Here is a 20,824-nt window from a genome sequence, read left to right as displayed (position 1 = left end):
ACTTAACTCCTTGGAATCGAACCCTTGCGCTGCGTCGCGGTCAAGAAATCAAAGTCTGCGCCACGATCAGCCTGCAAAACAGTTTTCTTGAACAGATGCGCGTAACCACGCTCTGCCACAGGAACTTGAACAGGCTTGGCATTCTGACGCATAGCCAGCTCTTCATCGCTGACCAGCCATTCAATACAGCGCTCGCGCACCGACAGGCGAATTCTGTCTCCGGTTTGCACCCAGGCCAAGGGGCCGCCAATCGCTGCCTCTGGCGTCACATGCAGGACGATGGTGCCGAAAGCGGTGCCGCTCATACGACCATCGGAGACACGCACCATGTCTTTCACGCCTTGAGCGGCGAGTTTCTTGGGAATGGGCAGGTAACCCGCTTCCGGCATCGCCGCTGCTTTGGGGCCGATATTTTTGAGCACCAGCACATCCTCGGCCCGCACATCAAGCTCGGGCGAGTCGATACGCGCAGCCAGATCCTCCGCATTTTCGAAGACAACGGCACGGCCCTCATGCTCCATCAGCTCGGGGTTCGCTGCGGACTGCTTGATGATGGCGCCTGCCGGGGCAAGATTGCCGTGCAGTACGGCAATGCCTCCCTGTGGATACAAGGGGGCATCCAAAGTCTTGACCACATGCTGCTTGAAGCCTGGGCCAGCCGCCTCCAGCTCCTCGCCCAGGGTGCGCCCCGTCGCGGTCAGAGCATCCAGATGCAGCAGGGGCTTGAGCTCTCGAAGCAGGGTATGCATGCCGCCGGCTGCATGAAAGTCCTCCATGTAGTGGTCGCCGGACGGCTTGAGGTCGAGCAACACGGGAGTATTGCGGCTCATGACGTCCAAAGCCTTGAGATCCAGCTCGTAGCCCAGACGACCCGCGATCGCGGCCAGATGCACGATGGCATTGGTCGAGCCGCCCATGGCCAACAACACGCGCATGGCATTTTCGAAGGCAGCAGGCGTGAGAATCTTGTCAATGCTCAGTCCTGCACGCGCCATGTGCACGGCCACCTCACCGGATCGCTCTGCAATTCGAATGCGGTCGGCAGTAACCGCTGGAGGAGTTGCACTGCCAGGAATGCCAATCCCCAGAGCCTCTGCAATGCAGGCCATCGTGCTGGCAGTGCCCGCCACCGAGCAGGTCCCGACGCTGGCGACGAGCTGATTGTTGACGTCGGAAATTTCCTCAGCATCAATTTCTTCGGCACGAAATTTTCCCCAGTAACGACGGCAATCGGTGCACGCACCCACTCTTTCGCTTCGATGCGATCCCGTGAGCATGGAGCCGGTGACCAGTTGCACTGCCGGCAGTCCGACCGAAGCAGCTCCCATCAGCTGAGCCGGCACTGTCTTGTCACACCCCCCGATCAGCACGACCGCATCCATGGGTTGCGCTCGCAGCATCTCCTCCGTATCCATGGACATGAGATTGCGCAGGTACATGCTGGTCGGCTGGGAAAAGCTCTCGTGCAGCGAGATGGTCGGGAAGTCCATGGGCAGGCCGCCTGCCATCAGGATGCCGCGCTTCACCGCCTCAATCAATTGCGGCATGTTTCCGTGACAAGGGTTGTAGGAGCTGCCTGTGTTCGAGATACCGATCACAGGTCTGTCCAGCGCCTTGTCGGTATAGCCCGCCCCCTTGATGAAGGCCTTGCGCAAAAAGAGAGAGAAACCGCGATCACCGTAGTTGGTGAGTCCTTTGGAGATGCCGCTCGATGCGGCTTCCGGATGAATCGTGGCTTGCTGGTCTGGCTTGTTCGTCATGGAAGGGTTAACCATTGTTGATGCACTGATTATTAATAATATTATTGATTAAAAGAAAAATCGAGCGCTCAAGCAAGAAAGCGCATACCTGAAAACCCTAAAGGAGACTTCATGAAACCCACAGAACCCGTCAATCCGGGCATGCGCCGCCGCAAGCTCGTTACCCTGCTTGCAACCGCCCTCGTCGCAGCCGGCGCATCGGGAGCAGCCTGTGCGCAAACTGACTACCCCACCAAACCCGTGAGGCTGGTGGTTCCCTATGCGCCGGGCGGAGCGACAGATGTCATCGGCCGCGTTCTTGCCAAGCAGCTTTCAGACGCACTCGGGCAGCAGTTCGTCGTCGACAATCGCGCCGGAGCAGGCGGTAGCCTTGGTGCAGGTCAAGTCGCCAAATCACCTGCCGATGGCTACACCTTGCTGATGGGTGCATTCACAAGCCACACCATCAATGCAGCGCTAACCCCTGCTGCGACTCCTTTTGACATCCATAAGAGCTTCTCTCATATCTCCGTCGTAGGTACCGTTCCGCTGGTATTTGTGGTCAACCCCAATGTTCAGGCGAAGTCCGTCAAGGAACTGGTAGCGCTTGCCAAGGCCAGCCCCGGCAGCGTCACGTTTGCATCCGCAGGCAATGGCTCGCCTCAGCATCTCTCGATCGAGATGTTCAAGCGTCAGACACAGGTTGAAGTCGTTCATGTGCCCTACAAAGGCAGCGGACCCGCTCTTTCCGATCTGCTCGGCGGTCAGGTCAACGCCATGATTGACACCGTTCCTGCCGCACAAAGCCAGATCAAGGCAGGCAAGCTCCGGGCCCTGGCCACAACGACCAAAGAACGCGTTGCCTCGATTCCGGACATCGCTACTGCCGTGGAAGCTGGATTTCCAGACATGCAGGTCAGCTCCATGTTTGCACTTTCGGCACCTGCAGGAACTCCAGGTGCAGTCATTCAGAAGATCAATTCAGCGCTGAAAGTGATTCTGTCCAAGCAGGATGTCAAGGACTCCATGCTCGCCCAGGGCACTATTGCTACCTACAGCACGCCGGACGAGTCGGCCAAGATCATCAACGCCGAGTACGCCAAGTGGGCCCGATTGATCAAAGACAGCGACATCAAGGCTGAATAAGCGAAGATAGCGGAGCTCCAGGACGCTGCAGCTCCGCTACCTATACTGCTGTGGTGGAAGCCAATCTATCAACCAAAGACCTGAGAGCGGTAGTAGCCCTGAGCCAGACCAAGAGCTTTGGTCAAGCCGCCCTCCTGGTTCACCTCTCCCAATCTGCGCTGTCGGCCCTGATTGCGCGTGTGGAAGCTCAGATCGGAGCAAGACTGTTTGAGCGCACCACTCGCGCTGTCGAGCTGACCGATGCGGGGCATGTTTTTATTGCCCATGCCCAGGAGATCTTGCGAGATACGCAGCGAGCCCTACGGGCCGTGACGGACACCGTCCAGCTCAGAACGGGATCGGTGACTGTTGCAGCACTTCCTTCTTTGGCCGCCTCGCTGCTGCCAAAGGTCTTTGCCGAATTCACGCGGATTCATCCCGGGGTACGCTTGTCCTTGCTTGATACCTTATCGGGCCCTGCGTTTGATCTCGTTCGTGATGGCAAGGTCGACTTTGCACTCACTGCAGCAGATCCCAAGCAAGAAGACCTCGCATATGAGCAATTGATGGAGGACCAGTTCTTTCTCATCTGTCCCGATGACCATCCTCTATCCAAGCAGGCAGGTCCCGTCGCGATCGAGAACACCTTGGACTATCCGCATGTCTCCATGCCCAGTTCTGCCAGCGTCCGCCAGTACATTGATGCGGATCTGCACTCAAAAGGGCTCTATTTCGCTCCCGTCTTTGAAGTTGACCATATTGCAACCATAGGAGCTCTGGTCAGTGCGGGCCTGGGCATCAGCGCACTGCCTGAAACAGCCGTATCGCTGTTGCAAGCTGGCCGCCTTTTGCAGATTCCTTTGTCGTCCCCCGGAATTCAACGTCCTTTGGGCATGGTGATGCGCCGCCACGCACCTCGAAGCTCGGCGGCCAAGGCATTGGAGGCGTTAATCAGAGCGAGCCTGCACAACCTGGCCTCTCATTCAAGCTAGTGCACTACAGCAGATGCCGGGAAAGAGAGAGGTCGAAGGGAATGTAAAAAATTCTCCACGAATCGACACGAGCCGCCTGCGCCGTCAAAAACCAACAAAAGCTGTGGGAACTTTGTCTTTAGCACTCTCTCTAACGGAGTGCTAATATGAAGATCATGGAAGAAAGGAAACCTGCAATGAAAACTGCCTCCGGCTCCATTGCTACTGCCTTGGCGCCCGCGAACCCCTGGGCGCTGGTACCTCCGCTGGGCAACCTGGATGCCTATATCTCGGCGGTCAATCGTATGCCAATGCTCACCCTTGAGGAAGAGCAGGATTACGCTCGCAAGCTCAAAGAACACAATGATCTGGACGCCGCCGGGCGTCTGGTGATGTCTCACCTGCGTCTGGTCGTCTCCATCTCGCGCCAGTACCTGGGTTATGGCCTGCCTCACGGCGACCTGATTCAGGAAGGCAATGTGGGACTGATGAAGGCTGTCAAACGCTTCGACCCCGATCAGGGCGTGCGTCTGGTCAGCTACGCCATGCACTGGATCAAGGCGGAAATCCACGAATACATTCTGAAGAACTGGCGCATGGTCAAGGTCGCCACGACCAAGGCCCAGCGCAAGCTGTTCTTCAATCTGCGCTCGATGAAGCATGACCTGAAGTCCGATGCCGCGATGGCCGACGATGAACTGGCCCTGCGCGAAACCCTGACCTCGAACGAAATTGACGCGGTTGCTGCAAAGCTCAACGTCAAGCGTGAGGAAGTCATCGAGATGGAAACCCGTCTGGCCGGTGGCGATGTGCTGCTGGATCCTTCTCCCAGTGATGATGGAGAACAGGCCTTCGGCCCCATCGCCTACCTGGCTGATGCCAGCCACGAGCCTACAGCCATGCTTGAATCGCGTCAGCGCGATCATCTGGCGACCGATGGTCTGGTCATGGCCCTGGAGGGCCTGGATGACCGCAGCCGCCGCATCGTTGAAGAGCGCTGGCTCAAGGTCAATGACGACGGCTCTGGCGGCATGACGCTGCATGAGCTGGCTGCCGAATACGGTGTGAGCGCCGAGCGCATTCGCCAAATCGAGGTAGCCGCCATGAAAAAGATGAAAAAAGCGCTGGCCGAGTTTGCGTAAACGCCAACTTGCGCAGCAAGGCTTAAAAAGGCTGAAATGCTGAACCTCAAACCCGGATAATTTCCGGGTTTTTTATTTGTCGAAAGACATGCTGCACTCATGGGCAGCCATCAACCATCAAGAATTCACAAGAGACCTGCCATGCCTATTCGCACTTCGCGCCTCCTGAAGAACCTGTCCCGCCGCAGCCTGGTTGCAGCAGGAGTCGCCATGGTGGCGACAGCAATGGCTCCGGCCACCATGGCAGCCGACAACTGGCCCGACAAGCCCCTGCATCTGATCGTGGGCTTCCCCGCAGGCTCCTCGCCCGATCTGACGGCCCGCGCATTGGCCGAGCCATTGGAGAAGAAGCTGGGTCAGACCATCATCGTGGAGAACCGCGTGGGGGCCGGCGGCAATATCGCCGGCGAATATGTCGCCAAGGCTGATGGCTACACCTTCAGCGTGATGATCAACGGCAATATGACCATTGCCAAGATGCTCAACCCTGCCGTGCGCTATGACCCCATCAAGGACCTGCAGCCCGTGAGCCTGATCGGCGTGGCTCCGCTGGTGCTGGTAGCCCCCGCGTCGGCCCCACAAGGCAAAGCCTTCATGGAAGCGGCCGCCAAGGCTGGCGACAAATGGAGCTATGGCTCGCCCGGTGTCGGTACCGTGGGCCATCTGGGCATGGAACTGCTCAAGAGCCGCTCGGCCATCAAGGCCGTGCACGTGCCCTATACCGGCTACCCCCAAGTGTTCAACGGCATTCAGGGCGGCGATTTGAAGCTGTCCATGCTCCCTCCGGCACTGGCAATGGCACAGATTCAGGCCGGCAAGCTGCACGGCATTGGAGTGACCTCTGCGGCACGCAGCCCGCTGGCTCCCGGCCTTCCCAGCCTCAAAGAGCTCGGCGTCAACAACTTTGATCTGGAAATCTGGAACGCCGTGGCTGCTCCCAGATCCATGCCCAAGGCCCATGTGGACAAGCTGGCAGCCGCCGTCAGCGAGATCGTGCGTACGCCCGAGATGCGCCAGAAGCTGTCCATGCAAGGCTGGCAAGCCGTGGGCAGCTCGCCCGAGGGCCTGAGCAACCGCATCCAGCAGGATGTGAAGGCGCTGGGCACCATCATTCGCGAGCAGGGAATCACGGCGCAGTAAACACGCCCCCTGAGCCGCTTTGCGGCTTCCCCCGGGGGGGACGACGGCCTCGCTGCGCGGCGGCGCTTGCTCGCTGTCACGCAGATGAAGTGCACCTGTTTCCCTCCATCCCACACGCTGAAGCGACTCCGGGTATCAACGAGAGCTACTGCGGCGTCCTTTATCATGCGCCCGACAGGCATGGGTTTACGCTATGCCGTCGGGCGCATTGTTGTATCTAGGGCAGCGCCACCGCTTTTGGAGCCTTCATGGACGCTGGTACCTGGTTCACGCAGCTCAATGCCTGGCAAGTCATGGCATTGGGCCTGGTTTTTTTCGGGGGTATTTATCTGCTGGGCGGCCTGCTCATGGCAGCACTGACAGCGGCCCTCGCGCGCGCGGGTATAGGCAGGCCGCTCGATACGCGCCCGCTCAAGCCCGATCAGCTAAAGCGTGAATGGCGCCAGTCCTTTCATTCCATACTGATCTTCGGCACAGGCATGATCGTTCCATGGGGCTTTCTGCAACTAGGCTGGGCCCAGCTCTCGCCCACCGCCAGCGCCGGGCGCATCGCTGTGGAGATCTTTGCGCTGCTGATCTGGAACGATGTGCACTTCTGGATCAACCACCGCCTGCTGCACACGCGCCGCCTGGTGCGCTATCACGGCGATCATCACCGCTCCGTGGTGACAACCCCCTGGTCCACCTACAGCTTCCACCCCATCGAGGCGCTGATGCTGGGCAACATCATCTTGCTGCCCATGCTGGTGCATGACTTTTATTTCTGGTCGCTGGCCTCGGTGCCGGTGTTGAGCCTGATCCTGAATCTGATCGGCCATTCCAACTACGATTTTTTCCCCTCAGTCCCCGACACCCATCCACTGGCCGCCAGCCGCCGTCACCATCTGCACCACGCGCGCCCGGCAGGCAACTATGGCTTTGCGCTGGCCTTCATGGACCAGCTCATGCGCACGCGGGTCGCAGACAACACCCCCAAAAGCTCCAGTCACTGAATGAGCAGGCACCCAGGCCAGCGCCGATATCCAGTCCTGCGCCACTGGCGGGACTGGCAATCCGTCTTCTACATGCTCCTGCTGCCGCTGCTCGTGTGGTGGCAATGGAGGCATGGCTTCAGCTTCATTCTCTACGTCATCGAGCTGTTTCTGACATTGGGAATAGGCGTGATTCACCACAACCACACCCATGTGCGCATGTGGTGGGGACGCTGGACCAACCGCTTCACCGATTACTGGCTGACCCTGCTTCAAGGCCACCCCACCTTTGTGTTCTGGCCCGCCCATGTGGCCAATCACCATCGATTTCGCCATGGACCGCGCGATCTGGCACGCACCTACCGGCCAGAATGGGGCGGCGATACCAATCATCTGTGGGGCTATCTGATTCACCCGGTGCAGGCGGCTTTTGTGCTGTATCCGCTGTTCTTTCGCTGGCTGAACAATCTGCACCGTCACTGGCCTGGCGCCTTTCGCTACTGCATGGGGCAATACGCGCTGTGGCTGGGAAGCTGGGGCTTCTTTCTCTGGCTGGACTGGCAAAAGGCGTTGATCTTCATCATCGTTCCCCAGTTGCACGGCCTGCACTGGCTGCTGGCTACCAACTACCTGCAGCATGCCCACGCCGATGGAAGGCCGCTGAGCAGAGCACAGCGCAATACTCCAGGTATCGAGCTGAACTACGCGCGCAACTTTGAAGGCCTGGTCAACCCCCTGCTTTTTAATATTGGCCTGCACACCGCGCACCATGAATGTCCGCATGCCCACTGGTCCGAACTGAGCGGACTGCATGAGCGAATTTACCGTCAACGGGTCACACCTGCATTGAACGAAGGTGGCCTGCTGCCTTATATGGGACGCGTGTTTGTATTGGGTCTGGTCTGGCCCGCGGCAAGAACCCAGCCGCAGATGCCGCCCGACGCTGTGAAGTAAAAACCTGTTGAGGATCTATGCCTGTTGCCTATTCCAACGTCTATCTGCAATCTGCCGGCATGTTTCTGCCTGGTGCCCCGGTGGACAATGCTGGCATGGATGCGTTTGTCGCGCCGCTGAACCGCATCTCCGAGCGCATCAAGCGCCGCATCCTGGCCGAAAACGGCATCCAGACCCGTCATTACGCCATCGATGGTGAAGGCCAGACGGTATTCAGCAACGCCCAGATGGCAGCCGGAGCCATCGAGGAGACTCTGGCCCTGGCTGGCAAAAAGCTCGGCGATATCGGCTTTCTGTCCAGCGGTTCCTCGGGGGGGGACGCGCTGATGCCCGGCTTTGCCAGCATGATTCAGGGCGAAATGGCCGCCCCGCCCATGGAAACTCTTTCTGTGCATGGGGTCTGCGCCGCCAGTGTGGGGGCCATGCAAGCCGCAGCCATGGCCGTGGAGAGCGGCGCCCATGCGCTGGCCCTGTCGGTGGCCAGCGAAATGCCCTCGCGCCTTTTCAAGCGCTCGCGCTTTGCAGCCCAGGGCTATGACACCGATTTCGACGCCCACTTTCTGCGCTGGATGCTATCCGACGGCGCGGGCGCCGTGTTGCTGGGCGGCCCCAAGGCCCTGCCCCAGGCCAACGGACTGCGCCTCAAGCTCAAGTGGACACACCAGCGCAGCTTTGCCGGCGACTACCCCGTGTGCATGCAACTGGGCATGACAGCCGATCGCGGCAAAAGCCATCTGGACTTCCCTGCCTGGAGCGATGCCGAGGCCGCAGGCGCTCTGGCACTGCGCCAGGACATTCGCCTGCTTCCGCATCTGTTCGATGTCTGCATTCACGAATATGCAGCCCTGGCCCACCAGGGCTGGGTGCCCGAGCGCGGCATTGACCACTTTCTCTGCCACTACTCGTCGGAGCGCTTCATCCCCGTTGTCGACGAGCTGCTGGGCAAGGCCCAGCTCAGCATTCCGCGCGAGCGCTGGTGGAGCAATCTGGCCTGGCGCGGCAACACGGGTGCAGCCTCCATCTTCATCATGCTGTCGGAGTTTCTGCAAAAGCAGGGCCAGAGCCTGAAAGCCGGCGACACCGTGCTCTGCTTCATCCCTGAGTCGGGCCGCTTCACCGCAGGCTATATGCTATGGGAAGTAGAGCTTGACACGCAGACACACAAAGCGATTGAGGCCAATTTCCCTCAGGAATCCGTGCACACTACGGAGCAAGCGGATGACGCGCTTCCCGATGTTTCGACCATCGCCGCGCCCCATGACCCGGCCGCTGCGCCATCGCAGCTGGCGCCGCTGCTGACAGAGCTCGCCAGCATCTGGCAGGACTACCGCAGCAATGTCTGGCGCACTCCCCTGCTCCAGCGCATGCGCACACGCCAGTTGCAGATCACCGACTATCTGCGCTGGATGAGCCACTGGATTCCCCAGGTGCGCGAAGGCAGTCTGTGGATGCGCGAAGGCGCCGCCTCGCTGACCGGTGACTACGCCACGCTGGCTTCACTGATCGACCTGCATGCAGGCGAGGAGCAGAACGACTTCAAGATTCTGCACAGCGACTATCTGAAGGCTGGCGGCACCGAGACCGACATCAACCGCCTGCGCCGCAACCCCGGCGGCGAAGCGCTCAATGCCTATCTGCACAGCCTGGCTGCCACGCCCAACCCGATCGGCCTGCTGGGCGCAATCTACATCATCGAAGGCACGGGCCAGCGCATCGTTCCCAGCCTGCTGCCCCTGCTGCGCCAGAGCCTGCCGCTGCCGCCCGATGCCTTCCGCTTTCTCGAATACCACGGTGCCAATGACGAGAACCACCTGGAGCGCTGGCTGCTGGCCGTGCAGATGGCGCTGGAGCTGGACAGCGAAGGCACGGCCCAGCAGGCCATACTGCAGACCGCACGCAACACCGCAGCCATGTACCTGATGCAGTTTCAGCATGTGCTGACCGAGCGCTAACCAGAAACAGCAAGAAGCACCGGGAGGATTCATGAAGAACGAATTCAACGACCATGTCTGGGACGAGCGCGACCCCAGTCCCTGGCTGGCGCTCTACCTCGACCAGAGCACGCCTTTGCCCGATGACGTCAAGGCCGCCTGGCTGCGCGACTGCAGCAGCAGCTCGCGCCAGTTCTTTCTGCCGGCCATGCGGCCGCTGGCGCGGCTGTCCATGATCATCATTCAGGCGCTGAAGATCTTTCTGCCCAAGCGCTGGTCGCACTCCATGCTGCTGCACCGCCTGCTGGCCTTCGGCATGAAGAAGTTTCTCTCGCCAGAGGCCAACTGGCTCATCATGCGCCACTTTCATCTGGGCTCCCAGGTACTGGCCTTCGTCGCCGCCAATGCCCCGACCAAGGTCAGCACCGCGCCATTGATGCCCATGGAAATCGACGATGTAAAGGACGAGCTGTTTCTCAAGCACGACCTCAACCTCTTCAACTTCGTGATTCGCCTGAACAAGGCACTGCGCGAGAACGGGCAGGAACTGGTACCCGTGGCCGAACCCGATTTCTCCATGATCCGCGAGCCCGATCTCAGGCTCGAAGACATGCCGCGCGGACGCTTCAACGTCATCGACCTGCAAAGCGCCATCGAGCTGTACACGCCCATCTACCAGTTGCTGCTGACCGACAACGACTTCTGGCGCGCTAGCAACTCGCTGCAGCTCGACGAAACCGTTGCCATCTACTGCGCCAAGATCCTGGCCTCGCCCGAGCATCTGGTGCTGCTCAACAACAAGCACCCCATGGTGCCGCTGTCCACCCTGTATGCCGCCTACCGTCTGGTGCTGCACGGCCTGTCCACCGAGATGCTGCACTCGCTGCTGACACGCATGGCCAACGGCGAGCACCCTGTCCCCGCGCGCGAGCTGGCCAAGATGCACCGGGCCGCCGAGACGGTGATGGATCAGACCGCCGCACAAAGCTGAACCATGAACCCACAAAGCAACCGCATCACAGGCGTTCGCATCGACGAGCAGACCATCTGGCTTGCACTAGCGGATGGACGTGAACTGGCCGAGCCCATCAAACGGCATATCCGCCTGGAAAGCGCCGCGCCCGATCAAAGGCTGCACTGGGTTCTGACCGACGAGGATCACGGCCTGAACTGGCCGGCGCTGTGGCAGCCATCTCCCGCAGGCATGGTCAGCATCTGGGACCTGGATCAGGACAGTCTCTACAACCAGGCTATGGGCGCGCTGCTCGCCGCCCAATGGGACATCACCCGGATATCTCCGGTCCAGCGTGAACTGGTGGCTCTATGGCGCATGGAAGCCGATATCAACAACGGCGGCTTTCTGCAGTTCCTGGGCAACTGGGGGCTGGCCAACCATCAGCTCACCCTGCAGGCTCTGCAGGCCATAGGCGCGCCCATCACGCGCCAGTGTCTGCAGGACATGTTTGCGGTGCTCAAGCGCTTCGAAGAGGGCCCAGAAAATGTGGACTACTCCGATCTGCCAGCACTGCTGACGGATGCCGAGCATGAGCAGTTGCAGGAGCTCGAAGAAGCCTTCTGGGACTACCCGGAGCCCCTGAACAAGCTGGTGGTCATGCACTACGGACCCGTCCAATGAAATCTGAAAACAAATCCGGCAAGACCTATTCGCTGGCATTTCGCAAGGCTCTGGTGGACGAAGCGCTGAACCGCACACCCGGCGGCGGCTTTCCGGAACTGGAAAAGCGCCACCGCCTCAAGTCCGGAACCCTGTTCGACTGGGTCGAGGAGCTGGGTCCGACACCGCCGCCCGCGCCTTTTTCCGCATTGCATTTCTGGATCGGCAATACGCCGCTGGGCGAGGCGGAGTTTGGCCGCTACTTCGACCATGCAGACAGCTACTGGGAGCTGGAAGTCGAAGATATCGAAAGCAGCAGCGAAGATGTCACGGGCTGCGGCTTCTGCCGGGATCTGGGCAGGAAGTTTCTGTTCGACGAAGACCTGCTGCTGATGATCTGGCTTCCCGAGCCTGTTCCTGTCTCTGCCTTGGTGAGCCACAGCGCTCTGGACTCCGACACATCGCTCGCGCTCATCGTGCAGGCCTGCGAGGCCCAGGGCATTCACACGGCCAACGCCATGTTTGTCTATGCCGACCCCACCGAGCCAATCACCGATCCGGACAAGCTCTACAACGGACTGAGCTACATCGGTCTTTTTGACGACTGACGCAGCTCAGACTCTTTTTTCATCTTCTTCATGCAAGACTTGATTGCCCAGATTTCGCAGCAATGGCTGCAGCTGCCGGATTGCCAGGCCGAACACAAGGACGCTGCCAGAACACGCATTACCAGCAACGTGGCAGCCGGCTTCATGGATGTCGAATTCTTTGTGCACCACGGTGGCAACGGCGCTTTCTCGGCCACCCGCTATGAGGAGGCCATGCAGTTGGACGCGGAGCATCGGCTTCATGCCTGGATCACGCTGCGCGATGCGGCCAGTGAAGTCATACACCATGAAGTCAGCTGCAACCCCGAGCGCTTTGCACAGCTGCTGCATGAATGGCGTGCAGCGCCTGATGCAGCACCGGCACAGGTCACCATCCAGGCCATGGCCCGCAGTCCATATACCGACGAGACCGAAGCCCGTGTACCTGCGATGGATCAGGATCTGAACCTCGGCATGCTGGACACGCTTGCCGATGCCGGGCCGGCGCTCGAACAGCTGCAGGCCGATGTGGCGGCCATCGACCCCGTGCGCCTGCTTCAATCCTGGCCGCGCGATGATCGCGGACGACCTGCAGCGCGCACCACCGCCATACTCGCGGCTTATGGCCCTGCCACTCGCAAGCGCCAGCCCTGCCTGATGGTTCGATCGGTCATGCAGTCGAAGATGCCCGGCTGGCAATTGCTTCTGTCGTCCGAGTTTCTCTACAACTGCCGCCATCAATGGAGCGATGCCCGCTGGCTGTGGTCGTCAGCAGAGGCCCCCAAGGATTCGGCTCTGGAGCGCAAGGCACGCAATCTGATGGCACAAGGCAAGGTCAGCGAGGCCTGCGCCCTGTATGGCATCGAGCTGCACGAACGCGTGCGAAGACTAGCAGCAGGTCAGTCATTCCAGCGCTTCTCGCCCGCGCCAGAGGCCTGGGCGCAAGAGCTGCGAGCCGCTCTTCTGCAACTGGCTCCGTGGCGTCTCACGGCAGGCCTGCAACGCATACAGGAGCACCTGATTCAGGCCAACCGCAAGCCGCCCAAGCCCGGCAGTTGGGAGCGCAAGCTGTTCTGGTTCTCGGGCCAGCGCCAACAGGCGCGTTGGGGCCCCGGAGTGCGCTTCGACGAAGATGGCAAGCCGGTGCTGGACCTGATCGTCACCGCATCCAACGAGCATTTTCCCGAGCCTGACTGGAAGCAGCAGCCACGCTAATCCCGTCAAACCACTGCCAGCCAGTCCCGCACCTGCTCGGCGGGCATGGCGCGCGAATGCAGCCAGCCCTGGAAAAACTCGCAGCCGATGTCGCGCAGCAGCTGCAGCTGATCGAGTTCTTCGACACCTTCGGCCACGACCTCCAGATCCAGCGCATGGGCCATATGCACAATGCCGCCCATCAGCCGGTCCCGACAAGGCGAGGGAAACAGAAACTCCCGCCCCAGCTTGACGCGCTGCAGCGGCAGATATTGCAGATAGGCCAATGACGAATGGCCGGTGCCGAAATCATCCAGCGCAATCGTTACTCCCAGCCGCGCTAGAGCCTGCAGCACTTCGCTCCCCTGAGCGGGATTGATCATGGCCTGGGATTCGGTTACCTCCAGCTCCAGCCATTGCGGCGGGACCTGATAGCGCTGCAGACAGCTGCTGACCTGCTCGACCAGATTCACCTGCCGCAGTTGATAGGCAGAAAGATTGACCGCTACCCGCAACGGCGTACCCGCCTTGAGCCACAAAGCGATCTGCTTGCAGGCTGCGTCGAGCACATAGTTGCCCAGAGCCACAATCTGGCCCGAGGCCTCGGCCACCGGAATAAAGCGCGCCGGACTGACATTGCCCAGCAAGGGATCATGCCAGCGCAGCAAGGCCTCCACAGCCACCACTGCGGCACTCTCGACCTTGACCTGAGGCTGGTAGTGCAGTTGCAAGCCACCATAGCTGAGCGCCATGCGCAAGCGCTCGGCCAGTTGCACGCGTTCGGCCATTTCCTTGCCCATGGCGGGTTCGAAAAACACCGCATGGCCGCGCCCCTGGCCCTTGGCGCTGTACATGGCCATATCGGCGAAGCGCATCAGGTCGTCGCCGGTCTGCGCATCGTCGGGATAAAGGGCAATGCCCACGCTGGCACCAAAATCCAGCGCCAGCCCGTCATGCTTGAAGGGGATGGAGAGCGCCGCCAGTATCTGCTCGCTCCAGAAGCGGGCCCGGGCCGCATTCTCACCCACCAGCAGCACCATGAATTCGTCGCCACCCAGGCGTGCCAGCACGCCCTCGCTGCGCAGCTGGGACTTCAGCCGCCTGGCGACCTCCCGCAGCAGCTGATCGCCTGCGGCATGGCCGTAGCCGTCATTGATGGCCTTGAAGTTGTCGAGATCAAGTTGCAGCAGGGCCAGTGCTTCGCCGTCGGCCTGCGCCAGCTTGAGTTGCTCCTGCAGCTCCTGGCCGAATTGCCAGCGATTGTTGAGGCCGGTCAAGGTGTCCTTGGTAGCCTGGAACTTCAGGCGTTGCTGCATCTGATGCAGCTCCGTCACATCGCGCACAAAGGCTATGGCCAGACCTTTGTCGTCATCGCCAAAATAGCCAAGAGCAATGTCCACCGGCACGGCATTGCCCTGCTTGCGCTGCAGCCACAGCACGCCGCCCAGCCCCATGGGCCGGCGCGATGGCTGGGCGAAGTAGCTGCGCAGGTAATGGCCATGCCCGGCCTGAAACTCGGGCGGCAGCAGCATGTCCAGCGCCTGCCCTTCGAGCTCGCCGCGCCCGTAGCCTGAAATGGCCTGCATGGCGGCATTGGCCGTCACGATGTTACCGTTGCGGTCCACCAGCAAAATGCCGTCCGGAGCGGCATCCAGCGCCTGCTGCTCACGCCGGCTCAGCATGACGGAAAGACTCACCCCCTCCTGCCAGGCCGACATGGCCAGCCGCAGCCGGCGCTGGCAATCCGCCAGCGCTGGTTCAGACACCGGTTTGAGCATTGAAGAAAAAGGGCACTCGGCCATACACGGACTCCAGATATCCACTCTGGCGTCCCTGCGTGCAGCCACTTCCCATGCTGCATCAACGGCCTACATGCCCAACTCTAGACGAGTCGGATCGAGCCTTGCCAAGTGTTTGAAGTCGCTCACTATGCGCGCGACATCGCATGCTCTCCTTGCGCTATATCAAACACCAACATGTAACAATAAATTTCAAAACCCGAGGCCAATGCCGCCGATGGCGACCGCTTCAGCCCAGCAGTGCCTTCACGTCCTGAGTCAGCAACTGCGGCCCCGCGCCGTAGCGCTCGTACACGCGCAAGCGGCCCTGGGGATCGAAAAGATAGGTACCGGCCGAATGATCGAGGGTGTAAGTTCCGTCAACCTTGCCTGGCACCTTCTTGAAGAAAATCTTGAAATCCTTGGCCACGGCAGCAATCTCCTCTACCGTACCGCTGAGCCCCACAAAGCTCTCATCGAAGTTGGCCAGATAGGCCTTGAGCACCTCAGGCGTATCACGCTCGGGGTCCAGCGACACAAACACGGCCTGCAGCTTGTCGCCATCGGCTCCCAGCGCCTGCTTGACTTCAAGCAACTCCTGCAGCGTGGTGGGGCAGACATCGGGGCACTGGGTGTAGCCGAAGAACACGGCAACCACCTTGCCCGAGAAGTCCTTGAGACTGCGTTTTTTTCCGTGGACATCGGTGAGCGGAATGTCCTTGGCGTAGTCTGCACCCGTCACATCCACGCCCTGAAACTTGGGCTTGCTATCGTCCTTGCAGCCAGTCAATGTCAATGTGGCCGCACCGGCCAGTGTTGCGGCGCCTAAAGCGCCGAGTACGCGCAGCGCACCTCGTTTATCCATGATCGGTCAGGCCAGGTAATGATCCACCAGCAGCGCGGCAAACAGCAGGCTCAGATGGATCAGGGAAAAGCGGAAGGTCTTGCGTGCCAGCGCATCCGAGTAGTTGCGCAGCAGTGCCCAACCATAACCGCAAAAGCCCAACCCCAGAATCACTGCGGCAAAAAGGTAGAGATAGCCGCTCATGCCCACCACAAAAGGCAGCAGACAGCCGGCGAACAGCACCAGGGTATAGAGAAACACCTGCAGCCGCGTGAAGGCATTGCCATGCGTGACCGGCAGCATGGGCAGACCGGCGCGGCGGTAATCCTCCACTCGGTACAGCGCCAGCGCCCAGAAATGCGGCGGCGTCCAGAGAAAGATGATGAGAAAAAGCAGCAGGGCTTCATGCCCTACCTGTCCCGTCATCGCCGCCCAGCCCAGAACGGGCGGCATGGCACCCGATGCCCCGCCGATGACAATGTTCTGCGGCGTCAGAGGTTTGAGCACCAGGGTATAGATCACTGCGTAAGCAATGAAGGTGGCCAGTGTCAGCCACAGCGTGAGAGCATTCACGGCCAGCAGCAAGATGGCGGAACCTGCGGCGCACAGCAAGGCCGAAAACAGCAGGGCCTGGGAATGCGAGAGCTCGCCGCGTGCCGTGGGCCGCCAGGCCGTGCGCTTCATGCGCGCATCGATGCTGCGCTCGACCAGGCAGTTGAAGGCCGCTGCCGCTGCCGCAACCAGCCAGATGCCTGTGCAGGCCGCCAGCATGCGCCCCCAGTCCTGCCAGCCGGGAACGCCCGGCACTGCCAGCACCATGCCGATGAAGGCGCAGAAGACGATGAGCTGCACCACCTTGGGCTTGGTCAGCGCGTGGTACTGCGCCCAGCGCGAAGCAGCAGTTCCCGCCGCCGAAGCAGCGCCTTTCAACTCCGAGATTTCTACCTGCATGCGGCCCTCCTCGCTGACCATGATTCAGATCGCAGATAGCGCTTGCGAGAGCCGGCTACCGCGGGTTTCAACAGCTATTTCTGCGCCGTTTCGGCCGTGGCTCGCCCGGCCTCATCCCATGAGGCAGAGGCGCGCAGCAGCCGCTCCAGATCGCGCTTGGCCTTGCCGGCCGTGGCTTTGTCCATGTTTGCAGGAAAGCGCATCATCCAGTGACCCTGCGGATCGACCACATACAGATGCTCGTCCAGCGCATGTCCCGCCTCGGGCTTGAGCCAGTTGCCGATGACTGCAGCGGGCACACGCAGCGTTGTGGCTTGCTCGGCAGCAGGCAGGATTTTTTCAGGCACGGGCTGCTGGTCGCTGATGAGCCAGACCCAGTCCAGCCGGTCTTTTTCACGGCCCAGGGTTTCACGCAGCTGACGCTGCAGATAGAGATGGTCCTGACAGCGCTGCCCGCAGGCTCCGGCACTGGTGCTGAGCAGCAGCCACTGGCCCTTGAGGCTGCTCAGATTCACGCTGCGGCCGTCCAGCGTCTGCCCCTGCACTTCGGGCAGGCCGGGCTGCTCGGCAATCAGCTCGCCATAGCTGCGCTGCTGCGAGGGACGCAACACGTAATAGGTGAAGTAGGAGGCCAGCACCGGCGCCGCACAGACCAGCAGCACGGCCAGCATCTTCCAGCGACCGCTTCGCGCCTGCATCTGCCTTGCCTGGCTCTGTGCGGGATCGGGCAGGCCGTGGACCGCAAAGCTCAGCGGTTCATCCCTCGGGCTGCGCTGCGCGGCGGCCGGGGTAAAAGCGTCGGACGAGTTGAAACCAGACATAGAGCAACACCACCAAGACACTGAGTCCGAACCACTGAAAGGCATAGCCGTAGTGCTTTTGCACACCGGCATTGATCTGCGGCCAGTCGCGCAGCAAACCTTCGCTGGCGCTGCCGCTTTGCACCACGCTCAGAGCCAGCAGCGGCAAGCCACCTTGCTGCGCCCACAGGGCAATGTCTGCATTCTGTCGGATGCGCGACTTTTGCTCATCAGGGTCTGCCCCTCCACGGGCCGCTTCCAGCTCCATCAGTCTGGACGGCGGTGCCTCCAGCCGGCCCTCTATGCTGACCAGGCCTGAAGGCGTCTGCACCTCGGGCAGGAGCGCGCGGTCCATGAAGTTGCGTGGTGCCCAGCCACGCTGCACGACGACGACCCTGTGCCCGTGAGGCGCACTCAGTCTGAAAGGCGTGAGCACATAGAAGCCGGCTCTGCCCTGCATCTGTCGGTTGTCGAGAAAGATGGTCTGCTCGGCCAGCCACTGGCCCTGCAGTTGCACGGGTCGATGCAGCAACGTCGCCTGTTGCGCTTGGCCGATGGATTCGGATGCCAGCGGCACTTCTGCTGCCAGCTGTGCGTTATGCCAGGGCGCCAGCGCCTGCTGGCGTGTGATGGCATCGAAAACAGCCTGCTTCTGCGCTGCCCGGCCCAGTTGCCAAAAGCCCAGCGATGCTGTGACGGCCACGCAGGCCAAGGCCGCCAGGGAGATCAGGAGAAACCGCCAGAGGTCTGGAAATCGGGAAATGCGCACCAGATAATCCGTTCATGAAATTCGTGATCATTCTCGCTTTTCTCGCCATCTTGGCGAGCCTTGGCAGTGCGCTGTTCTTCATGATGCGCAGGGGCGACGGCAGCGAAAGCTCGGCGGCCGACGACGCCGAGCGAAGCCGCAAGATGTTTCGCGCCCTGGCCCTTCGCGTGGCTTTGTCGGTTGCGCTGTTTCTCTGCGTTCTGCTGGCGGCCAAGATGGGGTGGATACAGCCCACGGGCTGGCAGCCCGGGCAATAGCCGGTTTGCCTGAGCGCTTTTGTCGCTCTCAAAATAAAAGCACCTTGCGCTTTCCATTCATTGATTTCAGCACCATTTGATGCTGAAATCAATTCAGGACTTACGCAAGGCGCTTCTGTTTTTGATGGTCTTACATCCAGTACACGAGGATGTAGAGAAAGACCCAGACCACGTCCACAAAGTGCCAGTACCAGGCCGCACCTTCGAAGCCGAAGTGGTGCTTGTCGGTAAAGTCGCCCTTCATCAGGCGGATGGTGATGAAGAACAGCATCAGCATGCCTACCAGCACGTGGAAGCCGTGAAAGCCCGTCAGCATGTAGAAGGTCGAACCGAAAACACCGGAGTTGAGCTTGAGGTTGTAGTCGTTGTAGAGATGGTGGTACTCGTAGCCCTGCACGCAGAGGAAGACAAAGCCCAGAATCACCGTCATCCACATGAAGCTGATGCAGCGCGCGCGGTTGTTGATCTGCAGCGCATGGTGGGCGATGGTCAGCGTCACGCCCGAGCTCAGCAGCAGCGCCGTGTTGATGGTAGGCAGCCAGAACGGGCCCACGGTCTTGAAGGGCTCGACAATATTCGCGGGCGACGCCGTGGCACCGGGGGCCACACTGGGCCACACGGCCTGGAAGTTGGGCCACAGCAGCTCGTTGGCCAGACTGCCCAGTGCCGGCACCGAGTGCGCGCGTGCCCACCACAGCGCAGTGAAGAAGGCTCCGAAAAACATCACCTCAGAGAAGATGAACCAGCTCATGCTCCAGCGGTAGGACAGGTCGATCTTGCGGCTGTTGAGCCCGGCCTCGCTTTCGCGCGCTGCATCGCGGAACCAGACGAACAGCACGGCCAGCCACCAGACCAGACCGACGAACAGGGAATACATTCCCCATTCGTGACCATTGATCCAGGTGCCTGCGCCCAGAATCACAAAGAACAGACCGATGGCCGCCATCACGGGATGGCTGGATTCGGCTGGCACATAGTAGTAAGGGGTTGCGCCCTGCGGGGTTGCACTCATCACTCGGCTCCTGACTCTGTTGATCGTTGTTTTGACCGACGCTCCACTATCACTTGCACTGCATTCGCCACACCTGTTTCAGCCAAGGCTAAACGACCAGGTTGACGATCCATATCAACGCTAATACCAAGGCAAAAATCGCCACCAGCCCCACGGCAATCACATGCAGCGGCGTGATGCTGGCGAAATCCTTTTCGTACTCCTTACCCTTGCGTACGCCCAGCATGGCCCAGGCGACGGCAACAATGCTGCGCCAGAATCCGGTCTTCTTGACGTCCTGAGTCATGAACTGCCTCCGGGCGTGACGACCGCAGCCGTGCTGGCATCGGGCGCTGCCGGGGTCTTGCCGCCGACCTCGAAGAATGTGTAGGACAGCGTGATGGTCTTCACATCCTTGGAGATGCGCGGATCGATGACGAAGGCCACCGGCCATTCACGCTTCTCGCCGGGCTCCAGCGTGTACTGCGAAAAGCAGAAGCACTCCAGCTTGTTGAAGAAGGCCGTGGCCTGGCGCGGTGCATAGCTGGGGATGGCCTGGGCGGCCATGCGCCGGTTCTGCACGTTCTGGAACTCATACATCACCGTGGCCAGCTCGCCGGGGTGAACCTGCACCGAACGCATGGCCGGCTTGAAGTCCCAGGGACCGCGAGCATTGGCATCGAACTCCACGGTGATGGTGCGGCTGGTGTCGATCTGGCTGTTGGGCGGAAGCTTCACGTCGCGGCCCGCCACGCCGGCGCCGGGCACCTGCTTTTCGGACAGCGACAGGATGTTGATGCCCGTCAGCTCGCAGATATGCTTGTAGATGGGTATCAGCACATAGCCAAACGCAAACATGCCCAGGGCAACGATCGCCAGCTTGCCCACCATCTTCGCGTTTTCCTTGGCTATGCTCACCTCAAGCTCCTCCACTCGTTGCCATCGGGCTGCCTCAATGCAGCCAGGCCATCTTCACCACAAAGCCGATAAAGAACACGGCAGCCGTGGAGGCCAGGATCAGCCCCAGCCTCAGGTTGTTCTTGCGTTGCTCCTGGGTCGTCATAC

General features: G+C 60.7%; 22 protein-coding genes. 12 read left to right on the top strand and 10 right to left on the bottom strand.

The window, feature by feature from the left end; all coding sequences use genetic code 11:
* Positions 1-2: 2 nt before the first annotated feature.
* A complete protein-coding gene (locus tag AAIL67_RS15955) occupies positions 3-1,760 on the bottom strand; it encodes an IlvD/Edd family dehydratase (protein WP_063665267.1) in 1,758 nt (585 codons plus the stop codon).
* A gap of 111 nt (positions 1,761-1,871) precedes the next feature.
* Here AAIL67_RS15955 and AAIL67_RS15950 point away from each other — a divergent pair, with 111 nt between their 5' ends.
* The 11 genes from AAIL67_RS15950 to AAIL67_RS15900 all read left to right on the top strand — a co-directional run bounded on the left by AAIL67_RS15950 (position 1,872) and on the right by AAIL67_RS15900 (position 13,390).
* Positions 1,872-2,885: a tripartite tricarboxylate transporter substrate binding protein gene (locus AAIL67_RS15950; RefSeq protein ID WP_063665268.1), complete on the top strand. Its 1,014-nt coding sequence runs from the start codon at positions 1,872-1,874 to the stop codon at positions 2,883-2,885.
* A 53-nt stretch (positions 2,886-2,938) separates the two neighbouring features.
* Positions 2,939-3,856, top strand: coding sequence for a LysR family transcriptional regulator (locus tag AAIL67_RS15945; protein WP_224648814.1), 918 nt, complete (start codon positions 2,939-2,941; stop codon positions 3,854-3,856).
* Between the two features lie 176 nt (positions 3,857-4,032).
* Positions 4,033-4,977, top strand: coding sequence for an RNA polymerase sigma factor RpoH (rpoH, locus tag AAIL67_RS15940; protein WP_034404796.1), 945 nt, complete (start codon positions 4,033-4,035; stop codon positions 4,975-4,977).
* Between the two features lie 141 nt (positions 4,978-5,118).
* Positions 5,119-6,117 (top strand): tripartite tricarboxylate transporter substrate binding protein, encoded by a 999-nt coding sequence (locus tag AAIL67_RS15935; protein ID WP_034353799.1) that lies wholly within the window; start codon positions 5,119-5,121, stop codon positions 6,115-6,117.
* Between the two features lie 248 nt (positions 6,118-6,365).
* Positions 6,366-7,109 (top strand): sterol desaturase family protein, encoded by a 744-nt coding sequence (locus AAIL67_RS15930; RefSeq protein WP_034353802.1) that lies wholly within the window; start codon positions 6,366-6,368, stop codon positions 7,107-7,109.
* Positions 7,110-8,042, top strand: a complete 933-nt coding sequence (locus tag AAIL67_RS15925) for a fatty acid desaturase (RefSeq protein ID WP_063665271.1) — start codon at positions 7,110-7,112, stop codon at positions 8,040-8,042.
* 17 nt (positions 8,043-8,059) lie between these two features.
* The gene (locus AAIL67_RS15920; RefSeq protein WP_063665272.1) at positions 8,060-9,994 is read left to right on the top strand and encodes a StlD/DarB family beta-ketosynthase; all 1,935 of its coding nucleotides are present in this window, start codon (positions 8,060-8,062) and stop codon (positions 9,992-9,994) included.
* Positions 9,995-10,025: 31 nt separating this feature from the next.
* Positions 10,026-10,964, top strand: coding sequence for a hypothetical protein (locus AAIL67_RS15915; protein WP_034353812.1), 939 nt, complete (start codon positions 10,026-10,028; stop codon positions 10,962-10,964).
* Positions 10,965-10,967: 3 nt separating this feature from the next.
* Positions 10,968-11,609: a DUF4375 domain-containing protein gene (locus tag AAIL67_RS15910; RefSeq protein WP_034353815.1), complete on the top strand. Its 642-nt coding sequence runs from the start codon at positions 10,968-10,970 to the stop codon at positions 11,607-11,609.
* A complete protein-coding gene (locus AAIL67_RS15905; RefSeq protein WP_253232907.1) occupies positions 11,606-12,196 on the top strand; it encodes an immunity 22 family protein in 591 nt (196 codons plus the stop codon). Before AAIL67_RS15910 ends, AAIL67_RS15905 begins: the two co-directional genes overlap by 4 nt.
* Positions 12,197-12,226: 30 nt before the next feature.
* The gene (locus AAIL67_RS15900; RefSeq protein ID WP_253232906.1) at positions 12,227-13,390 is read left to right on the top strand and encodes a hypothetical protein; all 1,164 of its coding nucleotides are present in this window, start codon (positions 12,227-12,229) and stop codon (positions 13,388-13,390) included.
* A 5-nt stretch (positions 13,391-13,395) separates the two neighbouring features.
* Here AAIL67_RS15900 and AAIL67_RS15895 read toward each other — a convergent pair whose 3' ends face one another.
* From AAIL67_RS15895 to AAIL67_RS15875, 5 genes are all read right to left on the bottom strand, one after another.
* On the bottom strand, positions 13,396-15,171 hold the full coding sequence (locus tag AAIL67_RS15895) for an EAL domain-containing protein (RefSeq protein ID WP_034378111.1): 1,776 nt from the start codon (positions 15,169-15,171) through the stop codon (positions 13,396-13,398).
* Positions 15,172-15,397: 226 nt separating this feature from the next.
* On the bottom strand, positions 15,398-16,012 hold the full coding sequence (locus tag AAIL67_RS15890; protein WP_034353824.1) for an SCO family protein: 615 nt from the start codon (positions 16,010-16,012) through the stop codon (positions 15,398-15,400).
* A 6-nt stretch (positions 16,013-16,018) separates the two neighbouring features.
* On the bottom strand, positions 16,019-16,942 hold the full coding sequence (cyoE, locus tag AAIL67_RS15885) for a heme o synthase (RefSeq protein WP_034396402.1): 924 nt from the start codon (positions 16,940-16,942) through the stop codon (positions 16,019-16,021).
* Positions 16,943-17,016: 74 nt separating this feature from the next.
* The gene (locus tag AAIL67_RS15880) at positions 17,017-17,763 is read right to left on the bottom strand and encodes a hypothetical protein (RefSeq protein WP_080745852.1); all 747 of its coding nucleotides are present in this window, start codon (positions 17,761-17,763) and stop codon (positions 17,017-17,019) included.
* Complete coding sequence (locus AAIL67_RS15875; RefSeq protein ID WP_253232903.1) at positions 17,699-18,511, bottom strand: SURF1 family protein; 813 nt, start codon at positions 18,509-18,511, stop codon at positions 17,699-17,701. The genes AAIL67_RS15880 and AAIL67_RS15875 overlap by 65 nt, the downstream gene beginning before the upstream one ends.
* Positions 18,512-18,525: 14 nt before the next feature.
* On the opposite strand from AAIL67_RS15875, the gene AAIL67_RS15870 reads away from it, so the two are divergent.
* Positions 18,526-18,768 (top strand): twin transmembrane helix small protein, encoded by a 243-nt coding sequence (locus AAIL67_RS15870; RefSeq protein ID WP_034378115.1) that lies wholly within the window; start codon positions 18,526-18,528, stop codon positions 18,766-18,768.
* 130 nt (positions 18,769-18,898) lie between these two features.
* On the opposite strand, the gene AAIL67_RS15865 is transcribed toward AAIL67_RS15870, so the two are convergent.
* The 4 genes from AAIL67_RS15865 to AAIL67_RS15850 form a co-directional block, all read right to left on the bottom strand.
* On the bottom strand, positions 18,899-19,780 hold the full coding sequence (locus AAIL67_RS15865; protein WP_034353834.1) for a cytochrome c oxidase subunit 3: 882 nt from the start codon (positions 19,778-19,780) through the stop codon (positions 18,899-18,901).
* Positions 19,781-19,868: 88 nt separating this feature from the next.
* Positions 19,869-20,066, bottom strand: coding sequence for a DUF2970 domain-containing protein (locus tag AAIL67_RS15860; protein ID WP_003071276.1), 198 nt, complete (start codon positions 20,064-20,066; stop codon positions 19,869-19,871).
* The gene (locus tag AAIL67_RS15855) at positions 20,063-20,677 is read right to left on the bottom strand and encodes a cytochrome c oxidase assembly protein (protein WP_034353987.1); all 615 of its coding nucleotides are present in this window, start codon (positions 20,675-20,677) and stop codon (positions 20,063-20,065) included. The genes AAIL67_RS15860 and AAIL67_RS15855 overlap by 4 nt, the downstream gene beginning before the upstream one ends.
* 34 nt (positions 20,678-20,711) lie before the next feature.
* The gene (locus tag AAIL67_RS15850) at positions 20,712-20,822 is read right to left on the bottom strand and encodes a cytochrome oxidase small assembly protein (RefSeq protein WP_211267687.1); all 111 of its coding nucleotides are present in this window, start codon (positions 20,820-20,822) and stop codon (positions 20,712-20,714) included.
* Positions 20,823-20,824 lie beyond the last annotated feature (2 nt).

Source organism: Comamonas sp. A7-5, assembly GCF_039581385.1.
Taxonomy (GTDB): Bacteria; Pseudomonadota; Gammaproteobacteria; order Burkholderiales; family Burkholderiaceae_C; genus Comamonas; species Comamonas thiooxydans.
This window is presented reverse-complemented; position numbering and strand designations above follow the sequence as displayed.